General features: G+C 71.9%; 19 protein-coding genes. 10 read left to right on the top strand and 9 right to left on the bottom strand.

Annotation, left to right across the window (positions count from 1 at the left end; all coding sequences use genetic code 11):
• Positions 1-154: 154 nt before the first annotated feature.
• The 5 genes from OG254_RS44755 to OG254_RS44735 all read left to right on the top strand — a co-directional run bounded on the left by OG254_RS44755 (position 155) and on the right by OG254_RS44735 (position 5,318).
• Positions 155-1,903, top strand: a complete 1,749-nt coding sequence (locus tag OG254_RS44755; RefSeq protein ID WP_405593489.1) for an FAD-dependent oxidoreductase — start codon at positions 155-157, stop codon at positions 1,901-1,903.
• Positions 1,904-1,952: 49 nt separating this feature from the next.
• Positions 1,953-2,810: an intradiol ring-cleavage dioxygenase gene (locus tag OG254_RS44750; RefSeq protein ID WP_405593488.1), complete on the top strand. Its 858-nt coding sequence runs from the start codon at positions 1,953-1,955 to the stop codon at positions 2,808-2,810.
• A complete protein-coding gene (locus tag OG254_RS44745) occupies positions 2,807-3,889 on the top strand; it encodes a maleylacetate reductase (protein WP_405593487.1) in 1,083 nt (360 codons plus the stop codon). The genes OG254_RS44750 and OG254_RS44745 overlap by 4 nt, the downstream gene beginning before the upstream one ends.
• Before the next feature lie 55 nt (positions 3,890-3,944).
• Positions 3,945-4,847 (top strand): YceI family protein, encoded by a 903-nt coding sequence (locus OG254_RS44740; protein ID WP_405593486.1) that lies wholly within the window; start codon positions 3,945-3,947, stop codon positions 4,845-4,847.
• 87 nt (positions 4,848-4,934) lie between these two features.
• Positions 4,935-5,318: a luciferase family protein gene (locus OG254_RS44735; protein WP_351198593.1), complete on the top strand. Its 384-nt coding sequence runs from the start codon at positions 4,935-4,937 to the stop codon at positions 5,316-5,318.
• Positions 5,319-5,337: 19 nt separating this feature from the next.
• Here OG254_RS44735 and ppk2 read toward each other — a convergent pair whose 3' ends face one another.
• The 3 genes from ppk2 to OG254_RS44720 form a co-directional block, all read right to left on the bottom strand.
• Positions 5,338-6,231, bottom strand: a complete 894-nt coding sequence (gene ppk2, locus OG254_RS44730) for a polyphosphate kinase 2 (RefSeq protein WP_405593485.1) — start codon at positions 6,229-6,231, stop codon at positions 5,338-5,340.
• A gap of 110 nt (positions 6,232-6,341) precedes the next feature.
• Entirely contained in the window at positions 6,342-6,809 is a 468-nt protein-coding gene (locus OG254_RS44725; protein ID WP_405593484.1) for an SRPBCC domain-containing protein, read from the bottom strand.
• A 46-nt stretch (positions 6,810-6,855) separates the two neighbouring features.
• Entirely contained in the window at positions 6,856-7,284 is a 429-nt protein-coding gene (locus OG254_RS44720; RefSeq protein ID WP_351198598.1) for a MarR family winged helix-turn-helix transcriptional regulator, read from the bottom strand.
• Positions 7,285-7,354: 70 nt separating this feature from the next.
• Between OG254_RS44720 and OG254_RS44715 the strand changes: the two genes are divergently transcribed.
• Together OG254_RS44715 and OG254_RS44710 are read left to right on the top strand one after the other, a co-directional pair.
• Positions 7,355-7,801, top strand: coding sequence for a PaaI family thioesterase (locus tag OG254_RS44715; RefSeq protein ID WP_405593483.1), 447 nt, complete (start codon positions 7,355-7,357; stop codon positions 7,799-7,801).
• Positions 7,802-7,824: 23 nt separating this feature from the next.
• A complete protein-coding gene (locus OG254_RS44710; RefSeq protein WP_405593482.1) occupies positions 7,825-8,637 on the top strand; it encodes an amidohydrolase family protein in 813 nt (270 codons plus the stop codon).
• 28 nt (positions 8,638-8,665) lie between these two features.
• On the opposite strand, the gene OG254_RS44705 is transcribed toward OG254_RS44710, so the two are convergent.
• From OG254_RS44705 to OG254_RS44695, 3 genes are all read right to left on the bottom strand, one after another.
• On the bottom strand, positions 8,666-9,994 hold the full coding sequence (locus tag OG254_RS44705) for an enolase C-terminal domain-like protein (RefSeq protein ID WP_405593481.1): 1,329 nt from the start codon (positions 9,992-9,994) through the stop codon (positions 8,666-8,668).
• 37 nt (positions 9,995-10,031) lie between these two features.
• Complete coding sequence (locus OG254_RS44700; protein WP_405593480.1) at positions 10,032-11,369, bottom strand: gluconate:H+ symporter; 1,338 nt, start codon at positions 11,367-11,369, stop codon at positions 10,032-10,034.
• 153 nt (positions 11,370-11,522) lie between these two features.
• Complete coding sequence (locus OG254_RS44695) at positions 11,523-11,975, bottom strand: TIGR03668 family PPOX class F420-dependent oxidoreductase (protein ID WP_405593479.1); 453 nt, start codon at positions 11,973-11,975, stop codon at positions 11,523-11,525.
• 98 nt (positions 11,976-12,073) lie between these two features.
• On the opposite strand from OG254_RS44695, the gene OG254_RS44690 reads away from it, so the two are divergent.
• Positions 12,074-12,529 carry an archease gene (locus OG254_RS44690; protein ID WP_405593478.1) on the top strand — a complete coding sequence of 152 codons (456 nt, stop codon included), beginning with the start codon at positions 12,074-12,076 and terminating at the stop codon, positions 12,527-12,529.
• 76 nt (positions 12,530-12,605) lie between these two features.
• The gene (locus tag OG254_RS44685) at positions 12,606-13,724 is read left to right on the top strand and encodes a CapA family protein (RefSeq protein ID WP_405593477.1); all 1,119 of its coding nucleotides are present in this window, start codon (positions 12,606-12,608) and stop codon (positions 13,722-13,724) included.
• Between the two features lie 3 nt (positions 13,725-13,727).
• Here OG254_RS44685 and OG254_RS44680 read toward each other — a convergent pair whose 3' ends face one another.
• The 3 genes from OG254_RS44680 to OG254_RS44670 all read right to left on the bottom strand — a co-directional run bounded on the left by OG254_RS44680 (position 13,728) and on the right by OG254_RS44670 (position 15,161).
• Positions 13,728-14,369 (bottom strand): phosphoribosyltransferase, encoded by a 642-nt coding sequence (locus OG254_RS44680; protein WP_405593476.1) that lies wholly within the window; start codon positions 14,367-14,369, stop codon positions 13,728-13,730.
• Between the two features lie 91 nt (positions 14,370-14,460).
• The gene (locus tag OG254_RS44675; protein ID WP_405593475.1) at positions 14,461-14,817 is read right to left on the bottom strand and encodes a hypothetical protein; all 357 of its coding nucleotides are present in this window, start codon (positions 14,815-14,817) and stop codon (positions 14,461-14,463) included.
• 104 nt (positions 14,818-14,921) lie between these two features.
• Positions 14,922-15,161 (bottom strand): hypothetical protein, encoded by a 240-nt coding sequence (locus tag OG254_RS44670; protein WP_405593474.1) that lies wholly within the window; start codon positions 15,159-15,161, stop codon positions 14,922-14,924.
• 135 nt (positions 15,162-15,296) lie between these two features.
• Here OG254_RS44670 and OG254_RS44665 point away from each other — a divergent pair, with 135 nt between their 5' ends.
• Positions 15,297-15,950, top strand: a complete 654-nt coding sequence (locus OG254_RS44665) for a phosphoribosyltransferase (RefSeq protein ID WP_405593473.1) — start codon at positions 15,297-15,299, stop codon at positions 15,948-15,950.
• Positions 15,951-15,995 lie beyond the last annotated feature (45 nt).

Here is a 15,995-nt window from a genome sequence, read left to right as displayed (position 1 = left end):
CGGGGCGTCGCACGGATGGCGAGGGCGGGTTGCCCCGCTTCACCGCACGTCGGTGACCGGCGGGTTGTCTCGTAATGAGACACCCACGACAGGCCGCTTCGCTCCATGATCTTGAAGGGTCGGGGTCTGTTCTCATCTCCTGGAGCGTTCTGTCGTGCACACCGTCGTCGAGACCGATGTACTGATCGTGGGCAGCGGCCCGGCGGGCGCGTCGGCCGCGCTCGCGCTGAGCACCTACGGCGTGCGCAACATGGTCGTCACGCGATACGCGCGCCTCGCCGACACGCCCCGCGCGCACATCACCAACCAGCGCACCATGGAGGTGCTGCGCGATCTGGGCGTCGAGCAGGACGTGATCGCCCGGGCGACGCCCCAGCATCTGATGGGCGACACGACGTTCTGCACCAGCCTGGCCGGCGAGGAGCTCGGCCGGGTGCGCTCCTGGGGCAACGACCCGCTCGTGCAGGCCGCGCACGAACTCGCCAGCCCCACCCGCATGTGCGACATGCCGCAGCACCTGATGGAGCCGGTGCTGGTGAACGCGGCGATCGCCCGCGGCACCGACTTCCGGTTCAGCACGGTCTACAAGTCCTTCGTCCAGGACGACTCCGGCGTCACGGTCACCGTCGAGGACCGGCTGCGCGGCGACGAGTACACCATCCGCGCCCAGTACCTGATCGGCGCCGACGGCGGCCGCTCCAAGGTCGCCGAGGACGCCGGGCTGCCGATGGGCGGTCAGATGGGTGTCGCGGGCAGCATCAACATCGTCTTCGACGCGGACCTGAGCAAGTACACCGCCCACCGCCCCTCGACCCTGTACTGGGTGCTCGCGCCCGGCGCCACCGTCGGCGGCATCGGCGCGGGCCTGGTGCGCTGCGTACGGCCCTGGAACGAGTGGCTGATCGTGTGGGGCTACGACGTGAGCGCGGGCGCCCCCGACCTCACCGAGGAGTACGCCCTGTCCGTCGTACACCAGTTGGTCGGCGACGACGAGATCCCGGTGACGATCAAGTCGTCCTCGGCGTGGACGGTCAACGAGATGTACGCGCAGACATACGCCAACGGCCGTGTCTTCTGCGCCGGTGACGCCGTGCACCGCCACCCGCCGTCCAACGGGCTCGGATCCAACACCTCCATCCAGGACTCCTACAACCTGGCCTGGAAGCTGAAGCTCGTCCTGGACGGCGTCGCCTCCGCGAAGCTCCTCGACACCTATGACGCCGAGCGCGCTCCGGTCGGCCGGCAGGTCGTGACCCGCGCCAACAAGTCCATCGCCGAGACCGCACCGATCTTCGAGGCGCTCGACGGTCTCTCGCCGCAGACGCCCGAGCAGCTGTGGGCCAACATCGCCGCCCGCAAGGAGGCCACCGAGGCGGCCGCGGAGCAGCGGGCCGCGCTGCGTGAGGCCATCGCCTTCAAGGTGTACGAGTTCAACGCGCACGGCGTCGACCTCAACCAGCGCTATCCCGCCGAAAGCTCTGCCGCGATCGTCCCCGACGGCACCCCCGACCCCGGCTTCACCCGCGACCCCGAGCTGCACCACCAGCCCACGTCCCGCCCGGGCGCCAAGCTCCCGCATGCCTGGATCACCTCCGGGACGCGGACCGTGTCCACCCTCGACACCGTCGGCAAGGGCCGTTTCACGCTGCTCACCGGCATCGGGGGCGAGGCGTGGCTGCGGGCCGCCGAGGCGCAGCCCCTCGACATCGCCACGGTCGTCGTCGGACCGGGCCAGGACTACGAGGACCCTTACGGCGACTGGGCGGGCCTCAGCGGGATCCGTGACGCGGGCGCCCTGCTCGTACGGCCCGACGGGTATGTGGCGTTCCGGCACGCGGGCGCGGCCGAGGACGCCGAACGGTTGCTCACGGACGCGCTGCGGCGGATCCTCGGGCACGGTTGAGAGGGGCACGGCCGAGATGGGCGCGCGGGAGGACGGAGAGGGAGCGGGCATGGCGGACGAGCCGACGGTCACCGACGAGGTCGTGGCCGGTCTGCGGGGCACGGACGACCCGCGGCTGCGGGAGCTGCTCACCGGGCTGGTGCGGTATCTGCACGACTTCGCGCGCGAGACGCGGCTGACGCAGGAGGAGTGGGAGCGGGCGATCGGGTTCCTGACAGTGACCGGGCAGACGTGCACGGACACCCGGCAGGAGTTCATCCTGCTGTCGGACGTGCTCGGCCTGTCGATGCTGGTGGAGACGATCAACGGCCACCACGGCCCCGGCGCCACCGAGTCGACGGTCCTGGGCCCGTTCCACATGACGCGGTCGCCGGTGCGTGAGCTCGGCGCGAGCATCGACCTGGTGGGCGGCGGCGAGCCGTGCGTGGTGAGCGGACGGGTGCTGTCCCGGGACGGCGCGCCGCTGCCGGGCGCGGTCGTGGACGTGTGGCAGGCCGACGGCAACGGCTTCTACGACGTGCAGCAGCCGGACGTACAGCCTTCGGGCAACGGCCGCGGGCTCTTCACCGCGGACGGCGAGGGGCGGTTCTGGTTCCGTACGTGCGTGCCGAGCCCGTATCCGATCCCGACGGACGGCCCGGTCGGCGCTCTGCTGCGGGCCACTGGACGGCACCCCTACCGGCCCGCGCACATCCACTTCATCGCCTCGGCCGCGGGGCACACCCCGGTGACCACGCACATCTTCGTGGCGGGCAGTGACTACCTGGACTCGGACGCGGTGTTCGCCGTGAAGCCGGGCCTGGTCACGGACTTCGCCCCGGTCGACGATCCGGCCGCGGCACGGGAGTTCGGCGTCGCGAACCCCTTCCGGCAGGCACGCTTCGACCTCGTCCTGGAGCGGTCGTGACGGACTCCCTCGACTTCTCCTACGAGAGCCGGCCCGTGCGGGTCGTCTTCCGGGCCGGCGCCGCGGTGTCGGCGACGCCCGGCGAGGTGGAGCGGCTCGGGCTGCGGCGGGTGCTGGTGGTCTGCGGGGCGCGGGGCGCGGACACCGCGCGGGCGGTCGCGGACGCGCTCGGTCCGGCGTGTGTCGGACTGCACGACCGGGCCCGGATGCACGTTCCCGCCGAGGTCGCCGGCACGGCCGTCGAGGCGGCACGCGCGGCGGGCGCCGACGGGTGCGTGGCCGTGGGCGGCGGCTCGTCGATCGGCCTCGGCAAGGCCATCGCGCTGCGCACCGGCCTGCCGCTGATCGCCGTGCCCTCCACGTACTCCGGCTCGGAGATGACCCCGGTGTGGGGACTGACCGAAGCCGGCGTCAAACGCACCGGCCGCGATGCGAAGGTGCTGCCCCGCAGCGTCGTCTACGACCCCGGGCTCACCCTCTCGCTGCCCGTACCGCTGTCGGTGACCAGCGGCGTCAACGCGATCGCGCACGCCGTCGAGGCCCTGTACGCCCCCGACACCTCGCCGCTGGTCGCGCTGATGGCCGAGGAGGGCGTACGGGCGATGGCGCGGGCGCTCCCGGCGGTGGCAGCGGAACCCGCGTCGCCGCAGGCCCGCGGGCGTGCCCTGTACGGGGCCTGGCTGTGCGGGTCCTGTCTGGGCGCGACCACCATGGGCCTGCATCACAAGCTGTGCCATGTCCTGGGCGGCACCTTCTCGCTGCCGCACGCCGAGACGCACACGGTGGTGCTGCCGTACGTCCTGGCCCACAACGCCCCAGCCGCCCCGGACGCGGCCGCCGCCGTGGCCCGCGCCCTGGACACGGCCGACGCGCCGACGGCCCTGTGGGAGCTGGCCGGACAACTCGGCGCGCCCCGCTCGCTCGCCGAACTGGGCCTCGCCGAAGCCGACCTGGCGGTGGCCGCCGCGCAGACCGCGGGCCAGGCGTACGCCAACCCCCGCCCGGTGACGGCCGCCGGCGTGCTCGCCCTGCTGCGGGCGGCGTACGAAGGCGCCCCGCCGGCCACGGTCGCCCACTGACAGCCATCCCCCACACGCTCGAAGGTCCCCCCACCGGAAGAAAAAGGTGATCAGCATGCCCCTCGGTCTGCTCAGGAGGCGGCGCTCCCGAGAAACCCCGGGTGTCCCCTTGCCCGTGCCGCCCGGCGCCGGCGTCGTGGGCCGCGAGGTCGTGGACCCGATGGGGCTGCCGATGCGCGGCGCCGAGGTGAGGGTGACCGCGCTGGACTCGCACGAGGTCGTGGCGTCCGGGACGACGGACCCGTACGGCCTCTTCCTCGCCGTGCTGCCTCCGGGCCGCTACAGCCTCATGATCACGGCCGAGGGTCTGAGCCCGCACCGCGAGCCCCTGGACGTCGTCGCCGGTCCGCCGCAGCCCGCCGTCCGGGTCCAGCTGGCGTCGGCCCGCCAGCTCGAACTGCCGGTACCCGGCACCTGGCTGTTCGACCCGCCGCACACGGCGATCCGGTTCATCGCCAAGCACGTCGGCATGGCCCATGTGCACGGCCGCTTCGAGCGGTTCACGGGCGGCATCCGGGTGGCTCCGGACATGGCCGATTCGCAGGTGTCCGTGCGTATCGAAGCCGCCAGCATCACGACGGGCAACAACACCCGGGACGCCCATTTGCGTTCCGCGGACTTCCTGCACGTCGAGCGCTACCCGTACATCGACTTCGCCAGCACCCGCTTCGCCTACCGGGGCGGCACCAAGTGGACGCTGCACGGTTCGCTCACCATGCACGGCGTCAGCCGCTCGGTGGAGCTGGACACCACCTACCTGGGGTCGGTGAACGGCGGCTACGGCGAGGAGCTGCGGTGCGCGGCGCTGGCCAGGGCCGAGCTGCACCGGGAGGACTTCACCCTGAACTGGCGCAGCATGCTGGCCCGCGGCATCGCGGTGGTCGGGCCCACGGTCCAGCTGGAGCTCGACGTACAGGCGATGTACCGGACGCACGACACCCCGACGCCTCCCGACTAGGCCGAAATGGCTGAGAGGTTCCTCACGCCCCGGTTACGAATCGCTCAACCTCTGGTTGCGACGTGGTGATCGAGCGACTATGGAGGCATGACACTGGCCCAACGCGCCATGGAACAGCTGGAAACCTGGCCCGACCTCAGCTCGGGCCGGGCCAGTTGTGGCGTCGGGCGGGCTCTGCGCTCCGTCCGCAGCGAGATCGTTCACTTCCACTCGGAGCGGGACGTGGACCTGCACCTGACGGTCCCGGCCATCGGACGGTTCCATGACGATCTCCGCGACTCGACCGCGATCCGGCTGGTCCCCGGCTCCGGCTGGGTGACCGTCCATCTGGACTGCGACACGGACGTCGATCTGCTGATGAGCCTGGTCAGCGCCGCCCTCAAGGCACATCAGAACCACCCCTCCCCTGCCGGGCACCCGGCAGGGGACGAGTGCAACTTCCGTCGCGTCACGGTGCTGCCCCGCGGCTAGGGCCTGTCCGGGACGACGGTCAGCGCTCGAGTTCGGAGTCGTCCTCGCCCGCCTCCAGCAGGCCGGCGGCGGCACCGACGATGCGAGGGTCGGCGGTGCCGACGACCTCCTCGTCCTTGTTGTCGTAGTCGAAGCGGGCGAGCACGCTGCGCATGGCCTCGACGCGGGCCCGCTTCTTGTCGTTGCTCTTCACCACCGTCCAGGGGGCGTGCTCGGTGTCCGTCTCGCGGAACATCGCGACCTTGGCGGCGGTGTAGTCCCCCCAGCGGTCCAGCGAGGCCAGGTCCATGGGGCTGAGCTTCCACTGCCGTACGGGGTCGACCTGGCGGATGGTGAACCGGGTGCGCTGTTCGCCCTGGGACACCGAGAACCAGAACTTGATCAGGTCGACGCCGTCGTCCACCAGCATCCGCTCGAAGGCCGGGGCCTGCCGCATGAAGCGCCGGTACTCGTCGTCGCTGCAGAAGTCCATCACGCGCTCGACGCCGGCCCGGTTGTACCAGGACCGGTCGAACAGCACGATCTCGCCGGCGGTCGGCAGATGCTCGACGTACCGCTGGAAGTACCACTGCCCGCGCTCACGCTCGGTCGGCTTCTCCAGCGCGACCACCCGGGCGCCGCGGGGGTTCAGGTGCTCGGTGAAACGCTTGATCGTGCCGCCCTTGCCGGCCGCGTCCCGGCCCTCGAACACGATGACCAGACGCCGGCCGGACACCTTGATCCAGCTCTGCAGCTTCAGCAGCTCGATCTGCTGGAGCCGCTTGTGCCACTCGTACTCCGGACGCTCCATGCGTTTGTCGTACGGGTAGTTCTCACGAAAGGTGTCCACCAGGCTGCCGTCCGGCCGGATCAGTACGGGGTCGTCCTGGTCGGTGTAGTCGACGCGCAGCCCTGCCAGCAGTTCGGTGTCCATACTTCCGCATGGAAGCGAGCGCTTTCGTACGCCCGGCCAACCCCAGGCAAATATCACGTAACCGCCGGGTCAGGTGTAGGTGATGTCCGACACGCGGTAACGGCGGAAGGTCAGCGGGCCGGGGACTCGACGAGCCGGGCGAGGCCGGCCAGGGCCATGCGGGTGCCCGTCTCGTTGTCCGCGGCGGGCACGACGTCGGGGATCCCCTCGTGCACGATCGTGACGTCCGTGCCGCCGCCGTCGGCGTCGGTGAGGGTGGTGGTCATGGTCATCGTGCCGCGCAGGGCGGGGTCGTCGGTCTCGAACTCGACCTCCTCGACCACCTGCTCGTCCGCCACGAGACGCACGAATCGACCGTGGTACGTGTCGGTCTGCTCGTCCGACTTGCCGGTGCCGGTCGGCAGGTCATAGGTGAGCGAGACGCGGAACGCCCCGCCCTCCCGGCCGTCGAACGCGTGTACCCGCGCGGTCATGCCGTCCGGCACCCGCCACTGCGCGACGGCGTCCGCGTCCAGCAGGGCCCGGTAGACGGCGGCGCGTGGGGCGTTCACATGCCCGGAGACTCGCGTCGAGTACATGGGTTCACGATAGGGGCGGGGACACGGCACAGCGGCCGGGCTCGCCTCATGGGGACTCCCAGTGGGCCAGTGTGCGCATCGCCGCGGCCGTCCGTGTGAACCCGTCCTCGCCGAGCAGCGCCCGCGCCTCGGCGTTGAAGCGGTCGACCTCCGGCTGCGCGGCGTCGAGCGCGGCGGCCCCGCCGTCGGTCAACTCCAGCACCACCGCACGGTGTTCACGTGGATGCGCCCGCTTCACGACCAGACCGGCCGCGGTGAGCCGGCCGACCAGCCCGGTGACGGCGGATTCGCGCAGCCCCAGGGCGTGGGCCAGCCGCTGCTGGGTGATGCCCGGCTCGTCACGGACCGCGTACAGGGCGCCGAGCTGGGCCGTGGTGATCCCGGCGGTGGCCAGCAGGCGCCGGTCGGAGGCGGTGCGCAGCTGGTGCGCCGCGCGCTGGAGCAGGAAGTACAGACGCTGGTCGGGCTCGGACATGGACCGATGTTGACAGACCCCGCGAGGCGGCGCCATGCTCACTTCACTAGTGAAGTGAGGTGTTCGCGCCGTGACCGAGACCCTCGACCTGGCCGTCGCCCGCAAGGTCCTTGCGGCCCAGCCCTTCAGCGTTCTGCTGGGTGCCAGACTGACGGCCTTCGGTGACGGCGAGGCGACCCTGGAACTGGACCTGCGCGGCGAACTGCTGAACCAGAACGGCTCCGTGCACGGCGGCGTCCTCGGCTACGCGGCCGAGAACGCGGCGGCCTTCGCCGCGGGCAGTGCGCTCGGCGTCGGCCTGGTGACCGCCGGTTTCACCATCGACTTCCTGCGCCCGGCCCTCGGCGAGACCCTGCGCTCCCACGCCCGGGTGATCCGGGCGGGCCGGACCCGTGCGGTGTGCCGCTGCGACCTGACGACGGTCGACGCCGACGGCACCTCCACCCTGTGCGCCGTGGCCCAGGGCACCATGGCGATCACCGAACCCACCCGGGGCGCCGGGCACGACGCTCCCTGACCGCGCCCGGAGAGGCCGAGCCCATGCCCGTCATCGACGCCTGGATGCAGCACCCGACGCCGCGCCACGCCAACCACGAGATGTTCGAGTCGCTGCTCCGCTGGACCGGCATGGAGCGGCTCGACAAGCCGCTGCCCGTCGAGGTCACGGTGGCGGCGCTCAAGGCCGCGGACGTGGAGATCGGCCTCGCGGCCGCCTGGTACGGCCCGCAGGGCCCGCTGATCGACAACGACGAGGTGGCCGCCTTCGTCGCACAGTCGGGCGGGCGGCTGCGCGGGGTCGCGGGCGCCGATCTCGCCCGGCCCATGGCGGCGGTGCGGGAGCTGCGGCGTGCCGTCGAGGAGCTCGGCTTCGTGGCGCTGCGCGTGGTGCCGTGGCTGTGGGGGCTGGCGCCCACCGACCGGCTGTACTACCCGCTGTACGCGGCCTGCGTCGACCTCGGTGTGCCGTTCTGCACCCAGGTCGGGCACACCGGCCCGCTGCGGCCGTCGGAGACCGGGCGGCCCATCCCGTACATCGACCAGGTGGCGCTGGACTTCCCCGAGCTGACGATCGTGTGCGGGCACATCGGCTACCCGTGGACGACGGAGATGATCGCGGTCGCCGACAAGCACGCGAACGTCTTCATCGACACCAGTGCCTACACCGTCCGCCGCTATCCGCAGGAGCTGGTGGAGTATCTGCGCGGCCGGGGCCGCGGCAAGGTGCTGTTCGGCTCCAACTACCCCATGATCACGCCGGGTCGGGCGCTGGAGCACCTGGACGCGCTCGACCTGGACGAGGAGACGCGGGAGCTGTTCCTGCACGGGAACGCCCGCCGCGTCTTCGCCCTCTGAAGGCCGCTGACGCGCCCGCAGTCGGCACTCAGCGCACGAGGCAGGGCCGCTTCGCGTCGAACGTCCAGCCCTCGACCAGATACCGCATGCCCACGGCGTCGTCCCGGCCCGACAGCGCGTTGTCGCGGTACAGCTCGTGCGCCGCGAGGAGCCGGTCCATGTCCACCCGGATCCCGAGTCCGGGCGTGTCCGGTACGGCGACCTCCCCGCCGGTGATCCTCGGCGGCTCGACGGTGAGCCGCTCCAGCCCCTCCTGCCAGATCCAGTGCGTGTCCAGGGCGTTGTACTCGCCGGGGGCGGCGGCTCCGCAGTGGGCCATCATCGCCAGGGAGATGTCGAAGTGGTTGTTCGAGTGGCAGCCCCAGGTCAGCCCCATGGCGTTGCACAGCTGGGCGACCCGTACCGAGCCCTGCATGGTCCAGAAGTGCGGGTCGGCGAGCGGGATGGACACCGACTGCAGGGCCAGGGCGTGGGTCAGCTGACGCCAGTCCGTGGCGATCATGTTGGTCGCCGTGGGCAGGCCGGTGGCCCGGCGGAACTCCGCGAGGATCTCCCGGCCCGAGTAGCCGCCCTCCGCCCCACAGGGGTCCTCGGCGTAGGCGAGGGTGCCGAGCAGGGGGCGGCACAGTTCGACGGCCTCGCGCAGCGACCAGGCGCCGTTGGGGTCGAGGGTGATCCGCGCCTCGGGGAAGCGGTCCTTGAGGGCCCGTACGGCCTTGACCTCCTCGGCGCCCGGCAGGACGCCGCCCTTGAGCTTGAAGTCACGGAAGCCGTAGTGGTCGTAGGTCGCCTCGGCCTGGCGCACGATCGCCTCGGGGGTCAGCGCCTCCTCGTGCCGGACGCGGTACCACTCGACGGCCGCGTCGGGTGCCCGGACGTAGTCCAGGTCGGTGCGGTCGCGGTCGCCGACGTAGAAGAGGTAGCCGAGCACCCGTACGGTGTCGCGCTGCTTGCCGTCGCCCAGCAGGGCGGCGACCGGCACCTCCAGGTGCTGCCCGAGCAGGTCGAGCAGCGCGGACTCGACGGCGGTGACCGCGTGCACCGCCGTGCGCAGGTCGAAGGTCTGCGCGCCGCGCCCGCCCGCGTCACGATCGGCGAAGGTGGCCCCGATCGAGCGCAGCACGTTCTTGTAGTCGCCCACTCGGGCGCCGACGACCAGGGGTTCGGCGTCCCGCAGGGTCCGCGTGATCTGCTCCCCGCCGGGTACCTCGCCGAGACCCGTACGGCCCTCGGAGTCCTCCAGGACGACGACGTTGCGGGTGAAGTACGGGGCGTGGGCCCCGGAGAGGTTGAGGAGCATGGAGTCGCGGCCGGCGACCGGATACACGGAGAAGCGGGTGACGACGGGTTGGCTCATGGCGGGAGGTGCCGTTCTCGTGAGGGCTGGCGGTGGGTCAGACGGAGAGGGAGTCGAGGACCTGTTCCAGGACCAGTACGCCACCGAGGCCGAGGATCGCGAGCACCGTCGTGTAGGTGGTGCGCGCCTTGATGGCGTCGAGGACGGACAGGTTGAAGTACTCCTTGAACATCCAAAAGCCCGGGTCGTTGACGTGGGAGAGGGCGATCGAGCCGCAGGAGACGGCGAGCACCATCACCTCGGGGTGGACGCCGCTGCCCGCGAGCAGGGGCAGCGCCACGCCGGAGGCGGTGACGACGGCTACGGTCGCGGAGCCGAGGGCCACGCGCAGGATGGCCGCGATCAGCCAGGCCAGGATGATCGGGGAGATGGACCAGCCGTCGGTGGCGTCCTTGATGTAGTCGGATATCCCGCCCTCCACGAGGACGTTCTTGAACGCCCCGCCCGCGCCGATCACGAGCAGGATCATCGCCATCGCCTGGGCGGCCTCCTTGCACGAGGCGCTGACCTCGGCGAGGCTGCGGCCGATACGCGGACCGAACGCCCAGATCGCCACGAGCAGGGTGAGCAGCAGGGCGATCGGGGCGGAGCCGATGAAGGCCACGAAGTGCATCGGGCCGCTGTCGTCGGCCCCGGCCAGGTCCGCCACGGCCGCCCCGGCGATCAGTACGACGGGCAGCAGGGCGACGGACAGCGACCAGCCCGTGCCGGGCATCTCGTCGTCCTCGAAGACCCGCTCGCTGACCAGGCCCTTGGGGATGGTGGGGTTCATGGCCCGCACGAACGGCAGGCGCGGCCACAGCAGGGCTATGAACGCGCCGATGGGCACGGCGATGAACAGGCCGTAGAACAGGGTGAGTCCGACGGACGCGTGGAAGGTGGCGGCCACGGCGGTGGGGCCGGGGTGGGGCGGCAGGAAGCTGTGCATGGTGGACAGGGCGATCGACATGGGCAGCCCCACCCACAGCAGGTTCGCCCGGGTGACCCGGACGAGGGTGAACGCTACGGGGACGATGATGACGAAGGCCACCTCGTAGAACATCGTCACGCCGATGAGCATGGCCGTGAGCACCATGGCGACCTGCACCCAGCGTGGCCCGCACAGGTTGAGGAGCCGGCCGGCTATTCGCTGGGCGGCGCCGGAGTCGCCCAGCACCCGGCCGACCATGGCGCCGAGCCCGATGGTGAGCATCGTGTCGCCGATCTGGCCGCCGATGCCCTCGGCGAGGACGTCCGGGATCTTCTCCAGTGCGATGCCCTGGACCAGGGCGACGCCGACCGCCACCAGGAGCAGGGCCGCGAAGCCGTTCAGTTTGAGCCTGGTCATCAGGACGAGCAGGACCAGGACGCTGATCCCGACCACCACGAGCGGCATATGTCAGTTCTCCTTTGAACGCCGGCCGCTTACGTTCACCCCACTGAATGGGGTCCTCACATGAAGACGTCGTCTACATATGAGGACGGAGATTATGTTCGTGGATGGTCAAGGTCAATGGGTCTGCGGTCGTGGATTAACGAGCCCGTGCGCTCACTCGGCGCCCGGCACCGCCCGCCAGCCGCTCCAGTGCAGGACGGTGATCACAATCACGGCCCCGTCCGGGGGCTCCTGCCGGTACTGGGGGTACTTCTGCCGCAGCAACTCCACGGCCTCGGCGTACTCGGCGCGCGCGGCCTGCTCCGCCGCGCCGGGCTGCAGGATCCGGGCGCCGCCGTCCGCCCTGACCCACCACAGCCGGTCCCAGTCGGCGTCGTACTCGTCCGCCAGCAGGCAGACGGCCGGGCGCACGGCGATGTTGTGCAGCCGCTTGAGCCCCTTCGAGCGCTTCGGCTTGGCGTCCACAGCGGTCACGATCTCGTCGCCGTGCGACGCGAACACGACCGGCACCAGATGCGGCCGGCCCTCCGGGTCGACCGTCGCCAGCCGTACGACGGGCGCCGCGGCGAACCGCCGGCGTGCTTCGTCCTGCTCCATGTCCGGCATGTCGGCTCCTTCGGCCTCGGCGGTACGCCGTGTCCCGTCCCGGGTACTCCTGTCCGTGTAGCAGTCCTCGGGGACGACTCGCGGATCAGGTGGTGCCGATGGTCGGCGACACGGACGATGACATCCAGGCGCGGCGGCTCGGCGAGAGCGGCCATCGGGCCGTGCCGCACACGGCCGACGTACGGATCGAGGCGTGGGGGGTGAGTCGCGAGCGGTGTCTGGTGGAGGCCGCGCTGGGGATGGTGGAGTGCTTCGCCGACGTCACCACGGTACGGCCCACCTCGGTGGAGCGGGTGCGGCTCGCCGAGGACAGCGACGAGGGGCTGCTGGCCGCGCTCCTCGACGAGGTCGCCCTGCGGCTCGACGTGGACGGCCGGGTGCCGGTCGATCTGGAGGCCGACGCCACGGAGGGCGACATCGACGTGCGGCTCGCCCTCGCCGACCTGGCCGACGTGGAGGTCACCGGCGCCAGTCCCAAGGACGTCTCCTGGCACGGCATGCGGATCGGACCGGATCCGTACGGGTGGTCCTGCGCGGTGACCGTCGACATGTGAGGCCCACGGGCGGGCGGGTGGCGCCTCCGTAGGGGCCCGGCGCTCGGTACGGCACGGGGGCTCGTACCGTGGAGGCATGAGCGGCGGCAAGGTGACGCTGTTCGTCTGCGGCGACGTGATGCTCGGACGCGGTGTCGACCAGATCCTGGCCCGGCCCGGCGACCCGGTGCTGCGGGAGGGGTACATGACGGACGCCCGCGCCTACGTGAGCATGGCGGAGTCGGTGAGCGGACCGATCCCGGTGCCCGTCGATCCGTCCTGGCCGTGGGGCGAGGCGCTGCGGCTGCTGGAGGCGAACGGCCCCGACGTGCGGATCGTCAACCTGGAGACGTCCGTGACGCGCAGTGCCGCGTTCGAGCCCGGCAAGGCGGTCCACTACCGCATGCATCCGGCCAACCTGCCCGCCCTCACGGTGGCCCGGCCCGACGTCTGCGTCCTGGCCAACAACCATGTGGCCGACTTCGGCCGCGCCGGCCTGAAGGAGACGCTCGACGTCCTGCACGGGGCGGGTCTGCGGACGGCGGGCGCGGGGCGTGGCGCCGAGGAGGCGTACGCGCCCGTGGCGCTGCCGCTCCCCCAGGGCGGCCGGGTGCTCGTCTTCGCCCTGGGCGTCGCCGACAGCGGCATCCCGGCGGGCTGGGCGGCGACGCAGGACCTGCCCGGTGTCGCCTACGTGCCCGAGCTGACGCCGGCCACGGCCGCCGCGGCGGTGCGGCGCATACGGCGGGTGAAGCGGCCCGGCGACCTCGTGGTCGTGTCCGTGCACTGGGGCTCCAACTGGGGCTACCTCGTGCCCCGCGAACAGCGCCGCTTCGCACACGCCCTGGTGGACGGCGGCACCGACGTCGTCCACGGCCACTCCTCGCACCACCCACGCGCCGTCGAGGTCTACCGGGACCGGCTGATCCTGCACGGCTGCGGCGACTTCATCGACGACTACGAAGGCATCCCCGGCTACGAGCAGTACCGCGACGACCTCCGCATCGCCTACTTCGTGACGCTGACCGCGGACACGGGCGAACTCGCCGACCTGCGCATGGAGCCCCTGCTGGCCCGCCGGATGCGTCTGGAGCCGGCACCGGAGGAGGACCGCGGCTGGCTGCGCACGACCCTCGACCGCAACGGCTACGGCGTCCATGTCACCCAGGGCCCGGACGGCGCGCTCGCCCTCACCAAGCCCGCCATCCTGCGGTGAGGCTCACTCGCCCCGCAGGGCCTCCAGCACATCGTCGTCGGTGAGCTGACCGAAGTCCTCGTACCACTCGCCGACCGCGCTGAACAGCCGAGGCTCGTACAGGCAGACGAAGTCGTCCACCTCCCGGCGCAGTGCCTCGGCCGCCTCCGGAGCGCAGACGGGTACGGCGAGGACCAGCCGCTCGGGTGAGTGGTTGCGTACGGCGCGCAGGGCGACGCGTGCGGTGGAGCCGGTCGCCACCCCGTCGTCGACGACGACCGCGGTACGGCCGCCCAGTTGTGGCGCCGGGCGGCCCTGCCGGTAGCGCTCCTCGCGTCGCCGCAGCTCCCCCCGCTCCCGCTCCACGACCGGCGCCAGGTCGGCCTCGCTCAGCCCCAGCCGGTACAGGGTCTGCTCGTCGAAGAGAGGCGGGTCCTCGCCGGCGAGCGCGCCGACCCCGAACTCCTCGTGGAACGGCGCCCCGATCTTGCGTACGACGAGCACGTCCAGTGGGGCCTGAAGCGCCCGGGCGATCTCCCGGGCGACCGCGACGCCGCCGCGTGGCAGGGCGAGGACGACGGGATGCGGAAGGTCGCCCTTGTCCTGCCGGATGCGCAGCTGCTCCGCCAGCTCCCGCCCGGCCTCCGCACGGTCACGGAACTGCATGGGTCTCCCCTTCCGTCCGTCGCCGCGTACCCCGCCCACCGGTATCGGACACCCCACCGCAACCGCCCGTCACCTCACGGCCGACAGACCGCTACTGGATGCTCCAGCCGACGCTGCCGACGCCCGAGCTGTAGATCGCACAGACGCCCGAGGACTCCCCGTACTGGCCCGGCGCCAGCGTCACCCACTGGCCGGAGACGTCCGGGGCCCAGCCGCAGACGACCTCGGCGCGGAAGGTGATGGTGCGGTCGGTGTTGTTCTGGCAGCCGGCGATGCCGTGGTCCGGGTTGTTGTTGTGCACCCAGCCGTCGCAGTCGACGGTGCCCGCCATGGTGGCGACGGCTCCCGGCGCCGCCTGCGCGGGGGCGGCCAGGCCGCCGACGGTGAGGGCCAGGGCGGACAGAGTGGTGGTCAGGCCGGCCGCGACGATGCTCTTCCTGCGGTTCATGTGTGTCCCCGTGAAGTAGTGGTCCGTTCGGACTTGCCGCCTTCAGTGAACGGCGGCGGCTCTTCTCGGGGAACCTCGGACTTACCAGGGTGGGGGCCCGCCCGTCACCCCTTCGCCCTGTCGGCCGGGCCCGGGCTGTTCCAGTCGTACGGTCCGCCGCCGCGCCACTCGATCAGCTCGGGGTCGTCGACGGCCCGGTCCTCGGCGGGCAGGCCGGCGCGGTGCACCAGGTCCATGACGTCGAACAGGCTGTAGGCGGTGCCCGTCGGCTCGCCACGGATCGTCACCTGACGCCCGCCGTCCGGCGCCGGCGGCTCCACCACCACGGGGGGACGCGTGCTCATGCCACCACCATGCGCTCTGCGCGGCCCGAACGCAGCCCGGCGTGTGTCTTGACCGGCCGCGACGGGGGGTGCTCCGTTTCGCCGGGCGCGGCGCCGGGCACTCGGCCGCTGCGCCGTCCTGGAGGGAGGACTGCCATGCCATTCAGCGACCGTACCCACGCCGGACAGGAGCTCGCCCTGCGGCTGGTCGAGTGGGCCGGCTCCGGCGATCCGCTCGATGTGCTCTTGCTGGCCCTGCCGCCGGGCGGCGTGCCCGTCGCCGCGGAGGTGGCCCGTGCGCTGCGTGCCCCGCTGGACGTGCTGGTCGCCCGCGAGATCAGCACGCCGATCCGGCCGGAGACGGCGATCGGCGCGGTCGTCGCGGACGATCCCCCGCTGTACGACCGGCGGAGCCTGGCGATGATGCACCTGTCCGAGGACCGGCTCGGCGACGTCGTCGTGGGCGAACGCAACGAGCTGCACCGTCTTGAGTACCTCTATCGCGGCCGCCGGCCGCTCCCGTCCGTCGACGGCCGCACCGTCGTCCTCGTCGACGACGGTCTGGCCACCGGCCTGACCACCAGGGCGGCGCTGCGCTTCCTGCGCCGCCACGGCCCGGCGCGACTGGTCCTGGCGGTCCCCGTCGGCAACCCGCGAACCGTCGCCTCCATCCGCCCCGAGTGCGACGACCTCGTGTGCCTGGAACAGCCGCGCACCCTGCACGTGGTCGGCGAGTGGTACGAGGACTTCGGCCAGGTCTCCGACACCGAGGCCGCGCGGACGCTGCACGCATTCCACGCGACGGCGTGACGCGGCCCCTCCGCTCGCCGATCACCCCGCACCGGGAAGGACGCC

This window comes from Streptomyces sp. NBC_01092 (assembly GCF_045039535.1).
Taxonomy (GTDB): Bacteria; Actinomycetota; Actinomycetes; order Streptomycetales; family Streptomycetaceae; genus Streptomyces.
This window is presented reverse-complemented; position numbering and strand designations above follow the sequence as displayed.